The organism is Chitinophaga pollutisoli, assembly GCF_038396755.1.
Lineage (GTDB): Bacteria > Bacteroidota > Bacteroidia > Chitinophagales > Chitinophagaceae > Chitinophaga > Chitinophaga pollutisoli.
On sequence record NZ_CP149822.1, the window covers coordinates 573381 to 596835 of the forward strand.

Below are 23455 nucleotides of genomic sequence, written 5' to 3' on the forward strand. Positions count from 1 at the left end.
TAGTTATGCCTTTGTTCTTATCAGATGTTTCCTTTCTTCAGTTCTTTCACGGCGTGATCGGCTGCACGGGCCGTGAGCGCCATGTAAGTGAGCGAAGGATTCACGCAGGAAGCGGAAGTCATCGCCGCGCCATCCGTTACGAATACGTTTTTGGCGCCATGCACCTGGTTGAATTCGTTGAGGATTGACGTCTTCGGATCGCGGCCCATGCGGGCGGTGCCCATTTCGTGGATCGCCATACCGGGCCAGGAGCCGTTGTCGTACGTTTTCACGTTCTTCACGCCGGCTGCTTCCAGCATTTCTGCCGCGTCATTCGCCATGTCTTTGCGCATCTTTGCCTCGTTCTCCTTGAATTCTGCGTTGAAGCGCAGCGTGGGCTGGCCCCATGCGTCTTTCACCGACTGGTCGAGCGTTACGTAGTTGTCTTCGTAAGGCAGGCACTCGCCGAAGCCGCCGATGCCCATGCTCCATTTTCCAGGTTCGGTGAGCATCTCCTTGAAGTCTTTACCTACACCCATTTCCGCGATACCGCGGCTCCATCCGCTGCGGGAAGCGCCACCTTGATAGCCGAAGCCACGCACGTAATCGCGCTTGTCGTTGCCGATGTTGCGGTAGCGGGGGATGTACAGCCCGTTGGGACGGCGGCCGTAGAAATATTTATCGTCGTACCCTTCCACGGTGCCGGATGCGCCGGTGCGGAAGTGGTGATCCATCAGGTATTTGCCCAGTACGCCGCTGTCGTTGCCGAAACCGTTGGGGAAGCGGCTGCTGATGGAGTTCATCAGTACGAAAGTGGAACCGAGGGTGGAACCGTTTACGAAAATGATCTTGGCGTAGAACTCGATCATTTCCTTGGAGTTCTTGTCGATTACGCGCACGCCGGTGGCTTTGCCTGCTTTGTCGTCATAGATCAAGCTGTTCACGATAGAATCGGGACGCAGTGTGAGGTTGCCGGTGGCAACTGCGGCGGGAAGCGTGGAAGATTGGGTGGAAAAGTATCCGCCGAAGGGGCAGCCGCGGCTGCACAGGTTGCGGAACTGGCAGTTGGTACGGCCGGGCAGCGGCTTGGTGATGTTGGCTACGCGGCCCATGATCATCTTACGGCCTGCGAAAGATGCTTCCACTTTCGCTTTCACATCTTTCTCCACGCAGTTCATTTCCATGGCGGGCATGAAGATAGAGTCGGGAAGCTGGGGAAGATTCTCGACGGAACCGGAGATCCCTACGAACTTCTCCACGTATTCGTACCAGGGCTGAATGTCTTTATATCGGATGGGCCAGTCGATGCCGTGCCCGTCTTTTGCGTTGGCCTCGAAATCGAGGTCGCTCCAGCGGTAGCTCTGGCGGCCCCACATGATGGATTTGCCGCCAACGATATCGGGGCGGTACCAGTCGAAGCGTTTATCTTCCTGGTAGGGCGATTTGCTATCGTTGATCCAGTATTTTTCGTTGTGTTCGGAGTAAGGGTAATCGCGGGAGAGTTTCTCGTGCGACTGGCGCTGGTCTTGCGTGATGCGTCCGCGGTGTTCGAATTCCCAGGGATTTTTGGTTGCGGTTTCGTACTTGCCGTGTTCGAGATTGTGGCCGCGTTCGAGCATGAGTACTTTGAGGCCTTTTTCGGTCAGCTCTTTGGCAGCCCATCCGCCGCTAACGCCGGATCCGATCACAATGGCGTCAAACGTATGCTGGTCCTGCGCTTTTATGTTCAGGTTCATGTTGTTTCAGTTTTTGAGATGTGGAATACGGATTAAGCCCAGGCGCGGTCGCCTTTTTTGTAGGGAACGCAGCCTTCGTAGCGGCCGGGCACTGCGATGTAGCGCAGGGCTTGGGTGGCGCCGGGCTCCGACGTGAAATAGCCAAGGAGGGTCAGTTCCTTCATGTACTGGAAGTAGTGCACGGGATCTTCCTTCTTCTTGTTTTCACGTTTGTTGTAATCCACGCGCTCCTGGTCGATGGCGGTCAGCAACTCCGTACGTTGTTCGGGCGTGAGCTCGATGAACGTTTTACCGGAGAATTTCTTCTTGCTTTCCTCATTTACCGTGTTCAGGCCTGCTTCAAACACTTTCTGCGCTTTTTCGTCGTAGCAGTCGTTGATCATGGTAACGATGAAATCCCCAACTCCGGCGGCCTTCGCTCCGGGCGTAGTTGTGGCGGGAATAATGGTTTCGGCGATTTCTGCGAGTAGCTCTTTTGTTTCAGGCGTTTGCAATGTATATGTGGCAGGCCTGGACTTGCAACCCTCCAGTGCCGCTAACGTGGAAGCGGAAAGCGCGGTACCCATGAGTATCGCCACATTCCTGATGGCATCTCTTCTGTTCATAATGGTAAATTGATTTGACCTTTGTGGAAAAATCCAAAAAAATGCGAGAAAGCAAAATTATTTGAGCGCCGGCGGTAAAATAATGTGTAAAAATGACGCATTGGGGGTAATATTTGCTGGCAGGCGGGTACTTTCAGCCGGTTTTAATCGGTTAATCTAACGAAACAGCCCCGGCGCGGTGGCCGGGGCTGCATGGCTTTTTATGCGATAAAATCAGTTCGTTGTCGTTGTCTGCGTGCGGGTGGTGGGAATGTGCGCCACGGCCGGTTCCCGCATCGGAGCGGTGTATACGTATTTCCCCTGGCTATTGACCATCACCACGGGCATTTTGCGCGTTTTCTCGAAGTAATCGTAAGCATTCTTCAGATTCAGCCAGAATTTCTGTGCGTCGTTATCGGTGAGCGATACGCTACCGAGATAATCCATGCTCCGGGCGTTGCCGAAACGCACAGGGAACACGTGTACGGGTATGAAATCCTGTCCCAGGTTTTTGGCGTGCACCGCCATCACGTACACTTCGGAAATGTATTCATCCGTCAGCGGGATGCACCCGATGGTCAGGCAGGAACCGTGGATATAGATATCCCCGCCCGGTTTCTTCTGATCGCTGAGCACGCGGTCGGAATAGTTCGGGTAGTTGATGCCGAGACTCAGGTGGAAACTGCTGTTGGGATTGAAATCGTTGATGTAGTAAAACCCTTCCGGCACCTGGCGGTCGCCTTCCTTGCGCTTAGGGCCCATCTTCCCGGAAAGGGAGCAGACGCGGTAGGTTTTAACGAGGGTGAAAGTGTCGGCGACATTGTTCCGTGCCCAGATCTCCAGCTCGCTGTCCAGCTTAAAGCTGCGGATGTAGAGCTGTTTGGCCGGCCAGGCGATGCCTTTTTTGGCGAATTCCTTTTTTATGTTCTCTTCCTTCTCACGGAACGCCTCCCCTACTCTCGGGAACAATTTCTGATTCTCGAGGAAGGATTGCTGTGCTTGCGCACTATAGGCGCCGAGGAGGGATAAAATACCAATAAATAACCGCTTCATATCTAGTCTGTCTTACCAATTCATGCCAGAAAATAATATGCCAGGTAGAATAATATAAATGCAAAAATAACATATATTATTGAACCTACCTTCCTGTTGGCAAATCTTAATACGTAATGCCGGTTGCCGGCGAAAATCAGGTAGGCGGTAAGTAACTGCATAACGCCTGCCAGAATAAAAAGATAGCCGAATAAATCTCTTAATTCCATAAATATTAACGCCAAATTTAACGATTTAGTGGGTAAATGTCTACCTGTTTTGCGAAAATTGCTATTTTTAGCCAATACACGTTACCAATCAGCGATTTCCAGATAAACCTGCAGAGGAATGGTGAAATTTCCGAGACATGATGAGCTTTCCGCAGCGATCGAGCCGCTGTTCCATCAGTATTATCCGCGGCTGTGCGAGTTCGCGTTCCGATATCTGAACGACGAGGCGCTGGCCGAAGATGTGGTGCAGGACGTATTCGTGCTCCTTTGCGAGCGCTCCGGCCTGCTCCCCGAATCCGATACCGCCCGGAAAAACTACCTCTATGCAGTGGTCCGCAACGCCTGCTTCAACCGCCTCCGCCACCTGAAAGTCGTGCACCGGCACCAGGACGAACAGCTGCGCGAACAGCCCTTCTCCCCCGCCGAAGTCCTCGAAACCATTATCAGCACCGAAATGCTGTCCGCCATGCACGCCGCTGTAGCCTCCCTGCCAGAGGGCTGCGCCGCCGTACTGCGCAAAAGTTACGTGGAAGGCCTGTCCAACACTGAAATCGCCGAATCACTGAAAATATCCATCCATACCGTCAAAAGCCAGAAACAAAGGGCTTTATCCCTGCTCCGGGAGCGCCTTGGACCAGGGTTTGTTTTCCTGCTATTCTTTATTCGTTGAATGCAATCGGTTGAACAGTAGGAAGTTTTAAAAAATCTTTAAAATTTCCGCCATTGTATTCCATTCTTTTTCACTTCCTGCGTGTAGTATAGACATGACCGAGCCAACAACCGACTGGGGAGATTTACCTTACCGAACCGCCACTTTACTGCTGAAACAGCACCAGGGCGCCATTACCACCGCCGAACTGCAGGAACTGAATACCCTGGTGGACGCCCCCGCGCGCCAGCGCCTCCTGGCGGAACTTAACGACTTCCCCGCGCTGGAAGCCCGTCTCCAACGACTCGCCCGTTTCAATAGCGCCGCCGCATGGCAACAGGTCAATGATAAACGCATCCATGCCCATCATAAACGCTCCCCCCGCCAACGCTTCTATTGGGCTGCAGCAGCCATGCTTACCGGGATTGCCGCCATAGCCTGGTTCCTCTCCTCCCGCCAGATAGAGAACAACCATGCACGCCTCGTGCCCGACGACCGCTTCGGCCATCAGAACGACGTGCTCCCAGGCACGTCCCGCGCAACGCTCACCTTGTCCAACGGGCAAACCGTCCAGCTCCGGGGAGAAGATTTCCTCCTCGAAGAAAAAGACGGTACGCGCCTGCGGAGCGACAGCGGCGCGCTGCAATACAACACCCTCGCCGCTTCCGGCAGCGAAACGCTGTACAACACGCTACGCGTGCCCCTCGCCGGCACTTACCGCATCGTATTGCCCGACGGCACTGCGGTGTGGCTCAACGCGGCGTCGGAGCTCCGCTTCCCGGTACGTTTCACCGGTAGCCAGCGTATCGTTTCCCTCCGGGGCGAAGGGTATTTCGAAGTAGCCGCCGACGCACAAAAGCCATTCAGCGTGCAGGTAGAAGGAGACACCATCAACGTGCTCGGCACGGCTTTCAACATCTCCGCCTATCAATCCGGGCGCACGGCCACCACGCTCGTTTCCGGAAAAGTGGCCATCGCTGCCAGGAAAGGGCGGAAAGCTTTAACGCCCGGCCAGCAGGCCGTTTCCACCACCACCGCGCTGCAGGTTTCGCCGGCAGACATGGAAAAAGCCACCGCGTGGAAGAACGGGTATTTCTATTTCAGCAACGAATCCATTGCCGAAGTCATGCAACAACTGACGCGCTGGTACGGCATCACCGTGGTATACGAAAGTGCGATAGACAGCCGCATGCGCATCGGCGGCAGTATCAGTAGGGAAGCGAGCCTGGGAGAAGTACTGGAACAGTTGCGGCTCCTGAGCGGGCTGCAGTTCAATATCAGCGGCAGCGAATTGAAAGTAGCCGCCGCAAAGAAGAAGTAACAGGAACAATTACGCAATCACCAAATCTAAATAGCCATGAAAAAACAGGTATACGACTCTTTATTGAAATGATCATGCATAAAAAGGCCGGCAGCGCACCACCGCTCCCGGCCCGGGCATGAAGCCACGTTAGAATGACACAATGATTATTCAATCCTAACAATGTAAATCTATGCATTTCCAAATTGCGGGCAAAACATGCCGGCCAGGAGCCGCACGCCCATGTTTTGCCGGGCCGCTAATCCTTAGAACCATGAAGATCACGCTAGCGCTGCTCTTTACTTTCTCCCTCGGGGTATTCGCTTCCGGAAAAGCGCAACACGTTACGCTTTCCGTTAAAAACATGCCCCTGCGGGAAGTCTTTTCCCGGATGAAACAACAAACGGGCTATCATTTCCTCTACCAGGAAGATGTGCTCACCCATGCCGATCCCGTAACGATCAGCATAAAAGAAACGCCGGTCCTCAGCGTCCTCCACGCCCTCCTGCCTGCGCGGGCGCTGGATTTCCGTGTCAACGGCCGTAATATCACCGTACTGAAATCCGCCGGCGCACCCGTCCGCAAGAATATCGAAGTGCGCGGCACCGTGCGTGATTCCAGCACCGTTTTACAGGGCGTGACCGTCATCGTAAAAGACAGCCGCCCCATCATCGGCACCGCCACCGACGCCAACGGCCGGTTCATCCTCGACGTTCCTGACAATGCCGTGCTGGAATTCAACTTCATTGGCTACATCCCCCAACAGATACCCATTTCCGGCAGGAGCGTCATCGATGTCCTGCTGCTGCCTGATACAAAAGGATTGGGTGAAGTGGTGGTTGTGGGATTCGGGCAACAAAAGAAGAGCAGCCTCGTCAGCTCCATCAGCACCATCAAAGGCGAGCAGCTCCGCATGCCTACCCGCAGCCTGTCCAACAACCTCGCCGGGCAGATTCCCGGCCTCATCGCCGTGCAGCGTTCCGGCGAACCGGGTTATGACAACGCAGAGTTCTGGATCAGGGGCGTGAGCTCGTTTGCGGGCGGCACCAGCCCGCTCGTATTGGTCGATGGTATCCCCCGTAACATGAACGACATCGAGCCCGATGAAATTGAAACCTTCACGCTGCTCAAAGACGCCGCGGCCACCGCGGTGTACGGGGCCGAAGGCGCCAACGGCGTCATCCTCATCACTTCCAAACGCGGCATGGCGCAGAAAACGCGCATCACTTACCGCGGCGAATACAGTCAGCTGAAACCTACGCGCCGCCCGCGTTTCGCCAACTCATACGACTATTTATCCCTATACAACGAAGCCCTCCGCAACGAAGGCAGAGATCCCCAGTTCAGCGACGAATTGCTGGCGAAATACAAATCCGGCGAAGATCCGGACCTGTATCCCAGCAGCAACTGGTGGAACCTCCTCATGCGCGACCACACCAACAACACCCGTCATACGCTCAACTTCAGGGGCGGCGGCGACCGCATGCGGTTCTTCGTTTCCGGCGCCTATTTCTCCGAAAGCGGGCTCTATAAAGTGAACCCCGATTACAACAACAACGCCGGCGTTAAACGTTACAACCTCCGTAGCAACATCGACCTGGACGTTACCAAAACGACCCTGCTGCGCGTGGACCTGAGCGGTCAATACCTACAAACGAATTACCCCGGCTTTGGCGCCACCAACCTGTTCGAGCGCTTCTCCCGCATCCCGCCGCACCTGTTCCCCGCCGTGTATTCCGACGGAACGCTCGCCGGGCACCCCACGCAGAATAACAACAAGCTCAATCCATACAACCAGCTCGTGGAATCAGGTTATCAGAAGGAATGGAGAACGGGCATCCAGTCGCGGGTGGACCTCGAGCAGAAACTCGACATCCTCACGCAGGGCCTGAAAATCCGTGCCGCCATCAGTTATGACGCTAACACCCTCTACCGGATGACGCGCATCAAAACGCCTTCCACGTTCTTTGCCACCGGCCGCGACGCCGATGGAAAACTGATCTATAAACAAATCAGCAACAGCACGCCCTTTGGTGAGCCGATAGAAGGCAGTTCCGGCGACAAGAACATCTACATGGAAGCCGCGCTGAATTACGACCGCACTTTCGGCAAACACGTGGTAAGCGCCATGGCATTGACTTACCAGAAAGAAAAACAATTGCAGTCCGACGCACTCGCCTTCCGCAAACAGGCCTATATCGGCCGCACGGTTTATACTTTCGACAGCCGCTATACGATCGAAGCCAACTTCGGTATCACAGGCAGCGAAAACTTCGCGGAAGGGCACCGTTACGGCTTCTTTCCGGCGGTGGGCGTGGCCTGGAACGTCACCAACGAGCCTTTCTTCCCCGAATCCCTGTCCAGAACGGTGAGCAACCTGAAACTGCGCGCCTCCGTTGGCCGCACCGGGAACGACAACCTCCTCAATGACCGTTTCGGATACAGGGCCACTTTCGGTAATGGCACCGGTTACAACTGGGGTATCGGCACCTCCGGCGCGAGCAACGGCATAGGCAACGGTCTTGTTGAAGACAAATTCTCATCCCCGACCCTGGCGTGGGAAGTGGAGGTGAAAAAGAATTACGGGATCGACGTTACGCTGCTCAACGGCGCCATCGACTTCCAGGTGGATTATTTCGACAACCGCCGGACGGACATTCTCCTCCGTCGCCGCACCATCCCAGGTATCGCCGGTTTCCGCGTAGCGCCCTGGCAGAACTTCGGCATCGTGGAGAACAAAGGCATCGACGGCTCGATGAACCTGCGCCACAAAGTCGGTGAAGTGATGTTGTCCGCCCGTGGCAACCTGACGCTCGCCCGCAACAAAATCATCGAATACGACGAAGTGCCACAGCTCTATCCCTGGATGAATAAGACCGGAACGCGCCTGAATGCGCTGGAAAACTTCCTCATAGCCGAGCGCCTGTTCTCCGACGAAGATTTCAATATCACCACCGCGCCGGACGGCAGTAAAACCTATGTATTGAAAGACGGCATTGCTCCTACCCGTTTTATTGGCCAGGTGATGCCCGGCGACATCAAGTACAAAGACCTCAATGGCGACGGGATCGTGGATGATCTTGACCGGGTAAAAGACGTCGCCAATCCCACCGTTCCCGAACTCATCTACGGCTTTGGCCTCAATGCCGAATGGAAAGGATTCTACGCCAGCGTATTCTTCCAGGGCGCAGGCCGCGTTTCCGTCAATATCAACGACCAATCAAACGCCTTCATGCCTTTCCATTGGGGGATCGACGAAAGCAATGTTCGCCAGGAAATCGTGGACAGCCGCTGGACACAGGAAAACCCGCGCCAGGACGTATTCTTCCCACGCCTGCGCGTCTCCGAAATGGCGAATACCAACACCGCCAGCACCTGGTGGGTGAAAGACGGCTCGTTCATCCGTCTGAAAAACGTTGAAGCCGGTTACAATTTCAACAGCAAACTCATCCAGCGCGCGAAAATGAGAAACGCCCGCATTTATATTATGGGCAACAACGTTGCGCTGTGGGACCACCTCGGCATCTACGATCCTGAACTGGGCAACAGCGCCGGCGGCACCCGCTACCCGCTTCCCAGTACCTGGACGGCAGGACTTGAAATCACACTTTAAACGAATCGACCGACATGAAATATATTTTCCACTCACTGATTATCGCAGCTACCGCATTCGGCACTGTTTCGTGCAATAAAAGTTATCTCGACGTGTCCAAAGAACTGGCCGAAGACCGCGATATGCAGAAAATCTTTTCCACCCCGGCAGATGTGCGCAAGTGGCACCGTAATATCTATGCAGGCATCCCTAATTTAGCCAACTACAGCCGCAACGATATTACCGGGCTCGACAATCCCTGGCTCCGCATGACCGACGAGGTGAAGCTCCGCCAGGTGACGGAATACAACCTGGCGCCCTATACGCTCAGCCATTCCACCTGGTCGCGCTGGGCTTTGTACCAATACATCCGCCAGGCCAATATCTTCCTTGCCAACGCCGTAGAGATTCCCGCATCCGGCCTGGCCGATTTCGTGGACGCCGCAGAGCTCGCCGAGCTGAAAGTGCAGGCCCGCTTCCTGCGCGCTTACTACCATTACCTGCTGTTCGAGTTATACGGCCCTGTCACGATCATGACGGACGTCGCCGATCCCAATAGCAAGAACCTCGATTACGCGCGCAACTCCGTGGATGAGGTAGTAAATTTCGTGTATGACGAACTGACCGCCTGCATCGCGGAGTTGAAAGATCCGGACCTGACCAAACAGGAACTGCTGGCCCTGCCTACCAAAGGCACCGCCCTGGCCATACGCGCGCGGTTGATGATGTATGCCGCCAGCCCCCTGTTCAACGGCGGCTATTCCGAAGCGCTGGCCGTCACGAACAAAGACGGCAAAAGGCTCTTCCCCGATGCCGATCCCGCCAAATGGGACAAAGCCCTCGAAGCCGTGAAAGCCGTCATCGACTATGCGGAATCCGGCCACTATGCCCTACACCGCGAAATGACAGGCACCGCTTACGATCCCGACAAGAGCCTGTATGAACTGCACATGAAATACAACAAGGAGATCATCTTCGCCCGTTCGGATGTGAACTGGGGATCGGTGCCGACTGTTGGTGTCGACGGATGGTCGGTGCCCCGCGGCGCCCGCGGCGGCAGCAACGCCACCGGTTACATCGCCGCCACGCAGGAGCTGGTGGATGCATTCTTCATGAACGACGGCCTTCCCATCGATGAATCCCCCAAATACAGCGAAACCGGCATGTCGGAAGCAGGGGACGATGTGACGGGGCGCACCACGCCCGGCACTTTCCGGATGTACGTCAACCGTGAGCCCAGGTTTTACCAGGCTATCTTCTACAACGGCCGGCGCTGGCATGTTGGGAACGAAGAGATCTGGTTCAACAAAGACGGCAACAGCGACAACAGGGTCCAGGACCACGCCCGCACGGGTTATATCTTTTACAAAAAACTCAGCAAGCGCGTCTATAACCAGGGATCCCACCCGAAAAGCGAGTACCGTCCGGGCATCATCCACCGCCTCGCGGAATTTTACCTGTTATATGCCGAAGTGCTGAACGAAGTAAGGCCTTCCGATCCCAACATCATCACTTACATCGACAAGGTACGCGAGCGCGCGGGCATTCCCCTGTTGGCGGATATCAAACCGCAGATCCGGGGCAACCAGGTCGCGCAGCGCGAGGCTGTGCGCGCCGAAATGCGTGTGGAACTGGCCGGCGAAGGGCAACGTTACTTTGACGTGCGCCGCTGGATGATTGCCGAAAACCCCTCCGGCAAAGGCGCGCAGGGCGGACCTTATTACGGCATGGATATGAACGCCCCCACGCTGGAAGGCTTCTACAAACGCACCGTGATCGAAAACCGGGGATGGACGCGCGCCATGTACCTTTATCCCATCCCGCTGAACGACATCCAGAACAGCCGGCTGCTCGTCCAGAATCCCGGGTATTGATCAAAACGTTTAATTATCTTCAAACATGCAACTCACGCTCCTCCTGGCTGCCGCACTTCACTGCGGCGGCCTCACCGCCCCCGTTTCGCAGCAAGACAGCAGCGGGTATACCCTCGTCTGGAACGACGAATTTGATACCGATGGCCGCCCCGATCCCGCCAAATGGGATTATGAGCGCGGCTTCGAGCGCAACCGGGAACCGCAATGGTACCAACCCGGCAACGCCACCTGCAAAAACGGCTTCCTGACCATTGAGGCCCGCAAGGAACGCGTCGCCAATCCGAATTTCGATCCCGCCAGCAGCGACTGGAAAAAAACCGCCAGTTCGCGGAATACACTTCTACCTCCATGATCACCCGTGGCAAATTCCAGTTTAAATACGGAAGGGTCACCCTCCGGGCGAAAATCGACGTCCGCAAAGGCAGCTGGCCCGCATTCTGGATGCTCGGCGCCAATCGCGCAAACGGAGGATGGCCCGCTTGCGGAGAAGTGGACATCATGGAATTCTACCGCGGCAACCTCCTGGCAAATGCCTGCTGGCAAGGCACGGACAAAACCGTTTGGGACGAAGCCAAATGGCCCGTAGCAGCCTGGGGCGGTGAAAAATGGGCGGAACAGTTCCACGAATGGGAGTTGGTGTGGGATGAAAACAGTATGGTCATCTCTGTTGATGGCAAAGTCCTCAACACCATTGATGTAGCCGCTGCTAAAAACGAACGCCGGGGAAATCTCCCCTTCCGGGAAGACTTTTTCCTGCTGCTCAACGTGGCATTGGGACAAGGCGGCGAAGAAGTTCCCGACGCCCACATGCCCATGCGCATGGTCGTAGACTATGTGCGTGTTTACCAACGCCAATAGTGATATATTTGACTACAAGAAGTAAGGGGATGACCAGGCCGGTCATCCCCTTTTATTTACGTGCGACAGTCATCAGATTTTAATGAATATTTTTTTCCGGTACATGCGGTAGAGAATGAACCACATGAGCCCCAGCGCCAGGAAGCCCTGCAGCAATGTGGCATAAGGCGCGCCAAATACCTGGTCGTATGTGCGGCCGAGATGGATATACAACGATTCTTTCAGGAAGCCGCCAAACCCGTCGGCCAGCACGTACGCGGCGATGGAATTCACGCCGATCACGGTGAGGAGGAAAAAGCTTTTTTGTATCCGGCAACATCCGCCAGCCAGTAAAACAGCGCCATGAACAGGAAACAGCCCCCTCCGCTAGCCAATGTCCAGGAAGGCGTCCAGATCCTTTTCACGATAGGGCAAATTCCCGTAACATGCAATAGCAACCCCGCCGCCAGCAGCCCGATGCCGCAATACACGAACAACCGGATCCTGCGCTGCGGCGTATCATCTGATCGCAGCGCCTGCCCGGCGAAAGTGCCGAGGATCATGGTACCCAGCGTAGGGATAAAGCTCAGTGTGGCGTAACCACCGCCGTTGTATAGAAATGGCGCTTCCCGCGGGAACAGGTTCAGGAACCAGGTGTCGAATGCCCAGGCGAGATTTGTGTTTTTGTTCCAATGCGCGGCAAAGCCGTCGAAATTGTATTCCCATCCGGGGGGCACGCCCGTCAAAGCCTGGCCGGCATCCTGCACAGGATACAGCGCGAAAGCCAGCCAATATCCGAAGAGAATGGCCGCACAGGCTACGATCCGCGTTTTCGTGTTACAAAAACCTAGCGCAAACAGGAACGGATATCCCAGGCCGATCATCGTCAGCGTATCTTCAAAAGTAAAATTGGTCTGCTCCGAGTGCATGGAACGCAGGAAGATGCCCAAGAAAATCAGTATCAGCGAACGCACCAGGGTATGTCGCCACATGGCGGCGATGTTCTCCCCTTTCGCCATGCGCGCCGCCATGGAAAACGGCAGCGCTACGCCCACGAGAAACGAAAACGAAGGCTGGATCATATCATGCAGGGAACAACCCGCCCAGGGCACATGGCTCTGGTTGAAAGCCAGGAAACTCCAAAAACCGCTTTCGGGCAGCGCGGCGGATACTTTCTGAAGATTCAGCACTTCCGCCATCATCAGCAACATGACGAAACCGCGATAGATATCCACAGAGGCGATTCTGCCAGAAACCGGTAGTACAGCGGGTTTAACGGGAGGCGGTGCGGTTGCTGCCGCCGGAGGGATAGCATTCATGCGAGGTAATTATTGATGGTAGACAAGGTCGTAGGCCAGCTAAATATACAGGATAGTTCATAAAAAGTCTATTTACCGCGCCGCCGCGCCTTTTTTCATCCCCAATATGCGGAGGGCATTCTTGTTGTAGATCTTCTCCAGCACGGCATCCGGCAGCCCAAGGCCATAAATCATCCAGCGGCCCTGTAAATGGTGCCCCTGCGCCGGGTCGAAGTACTCATCCGTCGTTTCCAGGAAACGGAAGTAAATCCGGTAAGCCCTGGCGTCGGGAGCGGTATCCGTACCAAACAGCACCCGGTCCTGGTACCGGATCATGAATTTGCGGCAGGTAACCGGCTGGCGGCCCAGTTCGCTGATGCGCGCGCTGAACTCTACATAGAGATTGGGATATTTGTCGAGCCATATGGACACCTGCCCGAGGTCTTCCGGCAGGTTGGCCATATGCGCACCGATGAAGATCGTGTTGGGATGCTTCTCCAGCACCCGGTTGCGTTGCTCCAGCAGCGCTTCTTTTGTAGGAAAACCATTGCCATGGAACGACCAGTCGGGATGCTGCCCCAGCTCGTCGTACCGCTCGTTATGTTCATCCAGCGGCGTAAAAAAGCTTTGGGGTCGGATACGTGCATTAACACCGGAATCCCCAGCTCACCGCATTTACCCCAAATTGGATCCAGTCGCGGATCGTCAACCGCTACAAACCGCCCGGTTTTATCTTTTACCGACAACCCCAGGCTCTTGTATACTTTCACGCCGCCCGCACCCATCGCCACAGCTTCTTCCAGCCGCTTCGCTTCGTTCCTGCCAAAATCCGGCTCGTCGATCCGGCTCCATTCCGGCGCGAAGAACACCAGGAACCTTTCGCCGGTTGAATCTTTGGAACGCTGTATGTGTCTTTTGTAAAAATGATCTTTGGAATGCCCGTCCAGGCTCACCGCCATCACTACGCCCGTCTTGTCCATTTCAGCGAGATATTGGCCCGCCTTATCCAGGTTGCCGAGGTGATTATGGATATCGATCACGGGAAATTTAGGCCGTATGACCTCCGTCTGCGGCACCACCAGCTGGCTCACCGGCTTCCAGTCCACCAGCTTCAGCGCCGCCTTTTCCTGCGCCCGCGAGGGCAGGCACAGGAAAAAAGCAATGGCGCCGGCAAGGAAGGTTAGTTGTTTTAACATCTCCTTTCATTTTTTGGGGTGAACATCAATAGTATCCCTGCGTTTGTTCCAGCACGCCGGGAGCCGCCTGGCCGATCTGCACCTGCGGGATGGGGAATACTTTCATGAACGCCTGCGGGCGGAGCGTTGCCGTCACCGCCGTTTGCGTTACATTGTTGTAATTCCGCTCCTCGCGGATCAGCTGCGTAAAACGGCCGGTACGTGTAAGATCGAACCAGCGCTCGTTTTCGTAGGCGAATTCCAGCTGCCTTTCCAGCAGCAGCTTGTCATAAAAAGTGATCTCCGAGGCGATGTCCGCCGCTGTATAATTGTGAGTAGCATCCCCGAACGCGCGTTCCCGGATCTCATTAAGCGCAGCAACCGCCACCGCGGGCTGATTGCGGTGGAAAGCCACCTCCGCTCTCAGCAACACCACATCGGCATACCGGATTACGGGCAGATCCAGGCCGGAAGCGTCGAACGTATGGGGAATGGCGTATTTGGAGACATAGGGATAAAAAATGGTAGGCGCACCCGCAGATGCAGCAGTGTAATTCAACGTAACTGTCGCCGCCTTGCGCGTGTCCGCATCGTCGTACAATTTGATCAGGCTCCAGGACGGTAAAGCCACTTCATTACCCCGGTTCACGATGCCAGCCGCACCGGCATTGGGGATGAAGGCGGTAGAAAGACCATGCCCGTTGGATCCGTCGATATATTTCAGTGAGAAGATCGCTTCGGGATTATCCTCCCCGGTCAGCTTCCACAAGTCAGCGAAGTTATCAGCAAGATCATACCCCTGCAAAGTCGCGAACTGGTCCAGCGCGGCTTGTGCGGCGGCCCAGTCTTTCCGGTACACCTGCACCTTCGCCAGCAACGCGATGGCTGCGGCCTTACTGGCCCTGCCACGCGCTATGCCCGACTGCAACGGTAATTTGGCGGCTGCGTCGGTAAGGTCATCCACAATAAGCTGGTAGATCTCCGCCGCGGGCGACTTCCGCGTATTACGCGACGCTTCGATGCCGAGCACGCTCGTCACCTTCGGCACATCACCGAAGACACGCACGAGGTCAAAGTAAAACAGCGCGCGGAGAAACTTCGCTTCACCGGCAAACTGATCCTTCTGCCCGGCGCGATAGTCGGTTGGCCGGTCAATTTCCCCCAGCACGGAATTGGCGCGAAAGATGCCGTTGTACGTACTGATCCAGAAATTATTGAGCAGCGGGTTCCCCGGTTCAGGTGTTAGCCCGTCGAGCTCGAAAGAGCCGGCAATCGACTGGTTGGCAGACATGAAGAGGTTATCCGAAGGCACTTCCATCACGAGGTAATCACCCGGCTTGCGGCTTTGCAACCTGCTGTAAATGCCGATGGTCATCTGGTCGATATCGGCGGCCGTTTGCGGGAAGTTGGAGTTGGTGAGAAAGGATTCCGGCGAAAGGTCGAGCAGGTCACTTTTGCACCCCTGCCCGAAAACGGCGGCCATCATGCATGCGGCTATATAAATTCTGATAGGTTTCATTGCTGAATCGTTTTTCGTTTAGAATTGAACGTTGAGACCGAACGTCACTACGCGGTTAATGGGTTCCGTACCATCGTTGTACCCGGGGTAAGGCCCGTTGTACCCTTCCGGATTGTATCCGTGATAACCTTTATCCGTTACCATGAGGAGGTTTGCCACGGAGCAATACATCCGCAGCTGGCTCATACGGAGGCGGCGGGAGATGCTTTCCGGGAAATTATATCCCAGGTTGACGTTGCGCACCGCGAAGTAAGAACCATTCTCCAGGTAAAGGTCCGAGCGGCCCTGGAAGTTCAGCGTACTGAGTGCCGCGGCGGGCGTGCGGCCGTCGCCCGGCTCCTGTTCAGACCACCATTGGTTCTTCACCAGGTCGCGGCGCATGGCGCCCACGAGCGCGCCCTGGTAGTATTGATTTTCGTAGTTGTAGACTTTAGCGCCCAGGTTGGCCTGCACGGCGATGCTGAGGTCAAAGTTTTTGTAAGAGAAATCGTTCACCATACCGATGATCGCTTTCGGCTGGTAATTGCCGAGGATAACGCGGTCGCGTGCGTCGATGTTGCCATCTTTATTCACGTCTTCATAAATGGGATTTCCCAACCTGCTGCCGGGATACAACGGGATGCCGCTGTTCAGCACTTCATTGCTGGTAATCACGCCGATCGCTTTGTAACCGTAGTAAGAGAACATCGGCTCGCCCACGCGCAGGAGCCACGACATGCCGTACTGGTCTTCAAACAACTTTTCCTTGTCCACGCCCATATTCAGCACTTTGTTGCGGTTCATGGAGAAGTTGAAGGCCGTTTGCCAGGTGAACTTACCGGTCAGGTTTTGGGAATTGATCTCGATTTCGAAGCCCTTGTTGCCGATGTCCCCGATGTTGGAAATGGAACCTGTAAAGCCGCTGATCGCGGGAACGGCTACACTGTAAAGGAGATCATTGGTGCGCTTGTCATAATAATCGGCCGTGATGTTGATGCGGTTACGGAACAGGCCGATATCGATGCCGAAATCATAGCTACGGGTTTTCTCCCAGCTGAGTGCGCGGTTCTCGAGCGATGTCTGGGCTTTGCCCTTCCCAAGCTGATTGTTGGGAGAATATACGGTGCTGCCAATACCTCCCTGCCAGGAAAAGTCCCCGATATTGAAGTTGCCCGTTACGCCGTAACTGGCGCGGAGTTTCAGGTTGCTCAGCAGGGCGTTGCCTTTGAGAAAATCTTCTTCCGATACGCGCCAGGCGGCGGAAGCGGACGGGAAGTAACCCCATTGGTTGTCGGGCCCGAAGCGCGATGAGCCATCCGCCCGCACCGAAGCGGCGATCAGGTATTTGGATTTATAGGCATAGTTAACGCGCGCGAAGTAAGACATCAGCCCCCAGGCCGACTTGGTGGAACCGGTGGAACTGGGATCGATGATACCGTTGTTGAGCGTTTTGATGATATCGTTTTCAAATGACCCCGGCAGCACGCCCATGTAAGCGTTGCGGTAAGTATTACGCTGGAAGGAGGCGCCTGCAATAGCGTTGAGGTCGTGGTGTTTTCCGAAGGTCTTATTGTAGCTCAGCACATTTTCGTTGAGCAGGTTGATATTGCGGTTGTCGCTGGCGGTGCCGTTGCTGATACCGTTATTGGTGGCGAAGCGCGCCTGGAAGCGCTCGTTGGTGCCGTAGGATACGTTTCCGGCGAAAGAGCTTCTGAAACTCAGGTCCGGCGTGAATTGCAGCGCAATGAACAGTTCTCCGATATTGGAAAAAGCCTGCTGCGTGATTTGCGTGCCGTCGAGGATGGCCATCGGGTTGGCCTGGCTCGTTACCACTGCACCCCACAGATCCCGCGCACGGGGATACGTGCCGTCATCGTTTTTCGTAGGAACGAATGAAGGATACTTCGCGAGGCTCACCGTGCTGGTGGGCGCCAGGCGGCGGGTGGAATAAATGGGGTTCACCATCAGCCCCGCGCTTACTACCTTATTGACTTTCACATCCAGGTTGGCGCGAATGCCATACTGGTTGAAACCGGTGGTTTTGATCGTCCCTTTTTCACTTTTCACCGTGCCGGACACATAATATCTCACGTTCTCCGTGCCGCCGCTGACAGACATATTATAATTCTGAAACGGCGCGTTCTGCGTCACCGCATCCTGCCAGATATTATTCACGCCATTCATCAAAACAGGGTTAACCTGGTATTGCGCGAGCCTTCGGTCATCACCCCAAACGGGAATGGTGACGTCGCCTCCCGCCCAGGCCAGTTCGCGGTTCTGGTAGCGAACGGCGTAGTCGTAGAATTCCTGCCCGGTGATCCAGTCTTTATGCAACATCGGCGACGAAACGCCGGCGAAGGAATTGACCGACAGCACGGGTTTCCCGGTACGGCCTTTTTTGGTGGTCACGATGATAACACCCCCTGCCGCGCGCGAACCATAGATAGCGGCGGAAGAAGCGTCTTTCAAAACTTCGATGGATGCGATATCGTTCATGCTGACGCTGCCCAGACCCGCGCCCGGAAAGCCGTCGATCACCACGAGGGGGTCATTGCTCGCGTCAATGGAACCTGCGCCGCGGATACGGATAACGGGTGGTGCACCCGGCGCTGAACTTGTCTGCACCACGTTCACGCCGGCGATACGGCCGGTGAGGGCGGATTCCACGCGGCCAACAGGCACCTGGTCCAGCTTCACGTTTTCCAGTTTGGAAACAGAAGCGGTGAGGGAGCTTTTTTTCATGGTGCCGTAACCGACTACCACTACTTCGTTCAACGATTTTTCGCTGCTGCGGAGGGTAACGTTTTGGGTTCCCGCGCCGGAGAAAGGAATTTCCTGGGGCAGCATGCCGATGAATTTGAAAACGAGCACCCCGGCCTGTGGTGTTACGGATAAAGTGTAGCGGCCGGATTCGTCTGTAGCGGTTCCGCGCGGCGTACCTTTCAGCGCTACGGACACGCCTGGCAACGGCGTGCCGTCTTCCCCCTTAACAATTCCCGACAGGCGCCATTCTCCGCCTTGCAGTGCCGCTGCCGCCTGTGGTATCAGCAGGGTGCAAACCCACAGGTACAGGCATGCGATGATGATTCGACGATGCGATGTTCGTTTCATATGTATGGATTTTGATTGAAAACAGCATTATTGTCCGGAACCGGAGCATGCGGCGGCCATGCAGGGGCGCGAAATGCCATGCCCGATCCCTTGCACGAATGGGGATCGCACAGCATGCCCGGGCCCTTTCTGGGCGTTTACCTTCTTATTCTCCGAATTCCTGTAGTCTGATATTCACATGCACGTTGCGTCTTTCCTGTATGCCTGTCGTTCTTCTAAGTGAGCTGTCTGTAACGTGGCGCGGGTTCCGTTCGGAACAACACAAACATAATGCGTTTTTTTGAAGAAAAAACAATTTTAACTAATTGTTTGCGCACACACCTAGAAATTATCTAAAATGGGTACGTACACGCTATTTTTTAATCAATAATCTATCAAAGTGTGGAATTAAAAAAGCCGGTACACAACGCGCACCGGCCAAAAAGTTAGGGCAGGGATGGCTACAGGTTCATTTTGCGCTCCAGCAAAGGCGCCTCATCATGATCCGCGAGATAATAATTAACGTTCTCCCGGGTAACGATATCCAATGGCATGTATTTCATCAAAGGAATCTCCCGGCCAAGGATCACATGCTCCGCCAGGTAATATACCGACCAGTACCCCTGCCCGAACGGCCCCTGGTTGATGAGGAAATGAATCTGCTCCTTCTGCAGGTATTGCAGGTTCTGCGGCAACAGGTCGTAGCCCACCACCTTGATATGGGAAATCCTCCGCTGCTCTAGGTAACTGGCAATAGAGTAAGCCTTTGACGTGGTCACGAAAATCCCCCCAGCCTGGGATGGTCCTCGATCAGGGCGTCCAGCTGGGCTACAAACGCCGATTTGTTGGACCTGTCCAGCTCCGCGGCCACCACGGTATATTGCTCCTCCAGGTGGTGCTGCGCAAAGTAATTCCGAAACCCCTTCTCCTTCTTCCCCAGGTGCGACGCGTTGGCCGCCTGCTCGTCGATATGCGCCACCAGCAAAGTGCAGGGCCCCGGAACACCGTAATGGAACAGCTTCCCGGCCAGCAGGCCGCTCGTGTACAGATCCGAGCCGATATAACTCAACGGCGTATATTCCGATATCTGGCTATTAAATATAACAAATGGAATCCCGGCCCGCTGCAATGCCTCGAAATACGGCAGGCTTTCCTTATAAAACACCGGAGATATCACCACCCCCTCATGCCCCCCGGCCAGCATGGCGTCCGCACATTCCTGGAACGAAGCGATGCTATAAGGATCGAACATATACCGGGTTACCGACACGCCGTAATGCCGCAGGGCCTTTTCCGCCTGCTCCACCCCTGCGCGCGGCTCCAGCCAATAGCTGTCCGCCGACGGGTCCGGCATCAGCGCGCCCAGGCTGTACTGCTTGTTCGCCCCCAGCGCCCGCGCGATCAGGTTCGGTTCGTATTGCATCTCTTCAATGATCTTCAACACCTTCTCGCGTACGTCTTCCGCGACTTTCCCCCGGTTATGGATCACCCTGTCCACGGTCCCGGTAGACACTCCCGCCTTCAAGGCGATGTCTTTAATCCTGACTGATTTGCCGCTCATGAATTTTCACTTATTGGTATAAAAAGGGATGTGATGATGCTTATCACGAAAACATACCCAATCCGGTAATATTATGCTGCTATACACAGGTTTCTTTCACCTGCTGACTTAATTTTTCATTAGTGTGTGCGCACACACTAAATTTTTACTTAGTTTGTGTCCGCACACACAAGATAGGTAAAAAACACAACGGCTCCATTCTTCCCCGGCAGAAAACAACAATTTCCACATCCACGTCACTCGTCAACCTTCACCATCAAATATCAGCAAATGAGACTTTTTCAGCCCTGGCATGCATTACTGGCACTGGCGCCTTTCCTCTACGGAGGCGCTTCGTGCATTAAAAACGAACACCCCGCCCCCGGCGACTCCACCGCATGCAAGCCATGCTCCAACGAACTCGTCAGGTTCGCACTCACCCCCTCCCAACTATCCACCGCCGCGGCGCCCGACGGCGAAAATGTACTCGCCAACCTGGTCGACGGCTCCACCGGCACCCGCTGGTCCGGCCAGGGCGACCCGCAATCAGTTACCATCAAACTGGACTCCATTCGCGCTGTGGGCTCCGTCCGCATCGCATTCCACACCGGCGGCAACGCCACCCGCACCTCCAGCTTTGAAATCGCCATCTCCCCCGACAGTTCCAACTGGACGACCGTGGTGCCCGTGCAAAATTCCACGCCCAACATCACCACGCTCCAGACATTTGGATTCCCCGCTACCTGCACCCGCTACGTCCGCATCACCGGCCACGGCAACAGTCAAAGTAACTGGAACAGCTACACGGAAGTGGAAGTGTGGGGCTGCGGAACCAGCGCCGAAGCGGAAGGGAAAATCGATCTCACCGGCGACTGGGAAACCGGCGATGGATCGCAATGGGACGACGGATGGTCCGGCAAAGACTCCGCCGCGCAATTCCAGATCGTCACCAACCCTAAAAGGCAGGGCAATTACGCCGCCAGGTTCACCGTCCGCCCCGGCGACCGCGTCTGCAAAAACGGCAACTGCACCAGCGGCGAACGCATGGAAATGAACCGCTGGAATTACGTCCGCGAAACCGTGGGAGACGAATACTTCTACGGATGGTCCACAATGTTCCCCGAAGACTGGCAGCAGCCGGAAGGCTGGGCTATTTTCATGCAATGGCACGCCCATACGCCTATCTCCCCCCGATCGCATTCGGCGTGAAAGACAATAACGTACGGGTGGAATTCAGCAGCGGAGACATCGGTGAATGGTGGCCCGCCGAATACCAGCAAAACCACAACATTGCACAGCTGAACAAGGGCAAATGGCACGATTTCATTGTTCGGGTGCGCTTTAAACCCGACAGCACAGGGCTGCTCGAAGTCTGGCACCGGCTGGAAGGGCAGGCCGAGTTTTCGCAGGTGCTCTCCCTCCCCAAAGTGCCCACGCTGCAGTGGTCCAACGAGGCAGACGACGTATCGGAGAATTACCGCATACCTTACACCCGCAGCGATCTCGGCGCCGGTTACACGTCGGGATTATACGTAAAGCACGGGCTGTACAGGGGTATCGACTCCCTGAAAACCAGCACGCTGTACCAGGACAACTGGCATCGCGGCACCTCGTTCAAAGCGATCCGCGCCACTTTCAATAATTAATCTGAATCCCCCCAATCGATTTTAACCTTCCCCATGAAATCCATCTCTTTTATACTTTTCGCGGCGATGACCTTAATGATGGCCACCCCGGGCTCCTCCTGCAGGAAGCCCGGCCGTCATCTGCCCGACAGCCTCCGTTGCCAGCCCTGCAGTTCGCCATTCACCAAAATCCCCCTGAAAGCGAAGCAACTCAGCACCACCGCAGCCGAAGACCCCGGCAATGTACTTGCCCATCTGATCGACGGACAATTCTCCACCCGCTGGTCGGGCCTTGGAGACCCGCAATCCATCGTTATCCGGCTCGATTCCGTGACGGAAATCGGCGAAGTGAAAATCGCCTTCCATACCAGCGGGCACGATGCCCGCACCTCCAGCTTCGAGGTGGCCGTTTCCCGCGACAGCGCGCATTGGGCGACCGTTGTCCCCGTCCGCAATTCGGAACCCGGGGTAACGGTTTTCCAGTCTTTCCCTTTCGACCGCACCTGCGCCAGGTACATCCGCATCACCGGCCACGGCAACAGCGTGAGCGATTGGAACAGCTACACGGAACTGGAAGTCTGGGGATGCGTCCCGGATATCGTTGAGTTGCATTGCAATTATGAAACCGGCGACTGGACGCAATGGACCAACGGTCTGATATGCCGCAGCGTTGACACCCAGTTCGTCGCTGTAACGGACACTGTCCGCGAAGGCCGGTACGCAGGGCGTTTCATGGTAAGGCCCGGCGACAAGTTCCGCAAAAGGGACAGCACGCTTACCAGCGGCGAGCGTGTGGAAGCCACTTTATGGAACTACGCCCGCGAAACGGAAAACGACGATTACTACTACGGATGGTCAACACTCTTCCCGACAGACTGGACCGAACCGCAACGGTATGGCATCATCATGCAATGGCACTCGCACTTCGATGTACCGCCGCCTTTGGCTTTTGATGCGCGCGCCAACATCCTGCGTGTCAACTACAACACCGGCGACTGCACGAATTACTGGCCGCCGGAGCACGAGGACTTCGATACGATCCTTCACAACCTGAACAAAGGCAAATGGAACGATTTCATCGTACACGTGAAGTTCAAGCCGGATAATACGGGTATCGTGGAAGTGTGGCATCGCGTGGAAGGGCATGCCGCCTTCAATAAGATTTATTCGCGGCCCAATATGGCAACCCTGCAATGGACGTCGAACATCCGGCGCGTGGAGCTGGAATACGCTATCCCTTACACCCGTAACGGCGTAAACGGATGGACGTCGGGGCTATATGTACAGCATGGCCTATATCGTGGTGACGGCGGCACCAATACCAACGTGTTGTACCACGACAACTGGAGCCGTGGGCGCTCTTACAACGCGGTAAGGAATACATTCTCCCAATAGGCAGCCGGAACATGAAAATGC

16 protein-coding genes and 2 pseudogenes are annotated in these 23455 nt (G+C 55.4%); 8 read left to right on the plus strand and 10 right to left on the minus strand.

Annotated features, from left to right (window positions below; translation table 11 throughout):
- Positions 1-20 precede the first annotated feature (20 nt).
- From WJU16_RS02380 to WJU16_RS02390, 3 genes are all read right to left on the minus strand, one after another.
- A complete protein-coding gene (locus tag WJU16_RS02380; protein WP_341836726.1) occupies positions 21-1715 on the minus strand; it encodes a GMC family oxidoreductase in 1695 nt (564 codons plus the stop codon).
- Positions 1716-1747: 32 nt separating this feature from the next.
- On the minus strand, positions 1748-2320 hold the full coding sequence (locus WJU16_RS02385; protein ID WP_341836727.1) for a gluconate 2-dehydrogenase subunit 3 family protein: 573 nt from the start codon (positions 2318-2320) through the stop codon (positions 1748-1750).
- A gap of 213 nt (positions 2321-2533) precedes the next feature.
- A complete protein-coding gene (locus WJU16_RS02390; protein WP_341836728.1) occupies positions 2534-3352 on the minus strand; it encodes a L,D-transpeptidase family protein in 819 nt (272 codons plus the stop codon).
- 327 nt (positions 3353-3679) lie between these two features.
- On the opposite strand from WJU16_RS02390, the gene WJU16_RS02395 reads away from it, so the two are divergent.
- The 6 genes from WJU16_RS02395 to WJU16_RS02420 all read left to right on the plus strand — a co-directional run bounded on the left by WJU16_RS02395 (position 3680) and on the right by WJU16_RS02420 (position 11834).
- Positions 3680-4231, plus strand: coding sequence for an RNA polymerase sigma-70 factor (locus tag WJU16_RS02395; protein ID WP_341836729.1), 552 nt, complete (start codon positions 3680-3682; stop codon positions 4229-4231).
- A 94-nt stretch (positions 4232-4325) separates the two neighbouring features.
- Positions 4326-5531: a FecR domain-containing protein gene (locus WJU16_RS02400; RefSeq protein ID WP_341836730.1), complete on the plus strand. Its 1206-nt coding sequence runs from the start codon at positions 4326-4328 to the stop codon at positions 5529-5531.
- A 253-nt stretch (positions 5532-5784) separates the two neighbouring features.
- Positions 5785-9123: a TonB-dependent receptor gene (locus tag WJU16_RS02405; RefSeq protein ID WP_341836731.1), complete on the plus strand. Its 3339-nt coding sequence runs from the start codon at positions 5785-5787 to the stop codon at positions 9121-9123.
- A gap of 14 nt (positions 9124-9137) precedes the next feature.
- A complete protein-coding gene (locus WJU16_RS02410) occupies positions 9138-10976 on the plus strand; it encodes a RagB/SusD family nutrient uptake outer membrane protein (RefSeq protein WP_341836732.1) in 1839 nt (612 codons plus the stop codon).
- Positions 10977-11001: 25 nt separating this feature from the next.
- A complete protein-coding gene (locus tag WJU16_RS02415; protein ID WP_341836733.1) occupies positions 11002-11328 on the plus strand; it encodes a hypothetical protein in 327 nt (108 codons plus the stop codon).
- Positions 11325-11834, plus strand: coding sequence for a glycoside hydrolase family 16 protein (locus WJU16_RS02420; protein ID WP_341836734.1), 510 nt, complete (start codon positions 11325-11327; stop codon positions 11832-11834). The genes WJU16_RS02415 and WJU16_RS02420 overlap by 4 nt, the downstream gene beginning before the upstream one ends.
- Before the next feature lie 72 nt (positions 11835-11906).
- On the opposite strand, the gene WJU16_RS02425 is transcribed toward WJU16_RS02420, so the two are convergent.
- The 7 genes and pseudogenes from WJU16_RS02425 to WJU16_RS02460 form a co-directional block, all read right to left on the minus strand.
- Entirely contained in the window at positions 11907-12107 is a 201-nt protein-coding gene (locus WJU16_RS02425; protein ID WP_341836735.1) for a hypothetical protein, read from the minus strand.
- A gap of 5 nt (positions 12108-12112) precedes the next feature.
- The gene (locus WJU16_RS02430) at positions 12113-13048 is read right to left on the minus strand and encodes a DUF5009 domain-containing protein (RefSeq protein ID WP_341836736.1); all 936 of its coding nucleotides are present in this window, start codon (positions 13046-13048) and stop codon (positions 12113-12115) included.
- A gap of 156 nt (positions 13049-13204) precedes the next feature.
- Entirely contained in the window at positions 13205-13615 is a 411-nt protein-coding gene (locus WJU16_RS02435; RefSeq protein ID WP_341836737.1) for an amidohydrolase family protein, read from the minus strand.
- On the minus strand, positions 13504-14307 hold the full coding sequence (locus WJU16_RS02440) for an amidohydrolase family protein (RefSeq protein ID WP_341836738.1): 804 nt from the start codon (positions 14305-14307) through the stop codon (positions 13504-13506). The genes WJU16_RS02435 and WJU16_RS02440 overlap by 112 nt, the downstream gene beginning before the upstream one ends.
- Positions 14308-14332: 25 nt before the next feature.
- The gene (locus tag WJU16_RS02445; RefSeq protein ID WP_341836739.1) at positions 14333-15805 is read right to left on the minus strand and encodes a RagB/SusD family nutrient uptake outer membrane protein; all 1473 of its coding nucleotides are present in this window, start codon (positions 15803-15805) and stop codon (positions 14333-14335) included.
- Between the two features lie 18 nt (positions 15806-15823).
- The gene (locus WJU16_RS02450) at positions 15824-18895 is read right to left on the minus strand and encodes a TonB-dependent receptor (RefSeq protein ID WP_341836740.1); all 3072 of its coding nucleotides are present in this window, start codon (positions 18893-18895) and stop codon (positions 15824-15826) included.
- 440 nt (positions 18896-19335) lie between these two features.
- Positions 19336-20435: pseudogene (locus tag WJU16_RS02460) on the minus strand (LacI family DNA-binding transcriptional regulator).
- A gap of 270 nt (positions 20436-20705) precedes the next feature.
- On the opposite strand from WJU16_RS02460, the pseudogene WJU16_RS02465 reads away from it, so the two are divergent.
- Both WJU16_RS02465 and WJU16_RS02470 read left to right on the plus strand, forming a co-directional pair.
- Positions 20706-22060 (plus strand): annotated as a pseudogene (locus WJU16_RS02465) (heparin lyase I family protein).
- 33 nt (positions 22061-22093) lie between these two features.
- Entirely contained in the window at positions 22094-23434 is a 1341-nt protein-coding gene (locus tag WJU16_RS02470; RefSeq protein ID WP_341836743.1) for a heparin lyase I family protein, read from the plus strand.
- Positions 23435-23455 lie beyond the last annotated feature (21 nt).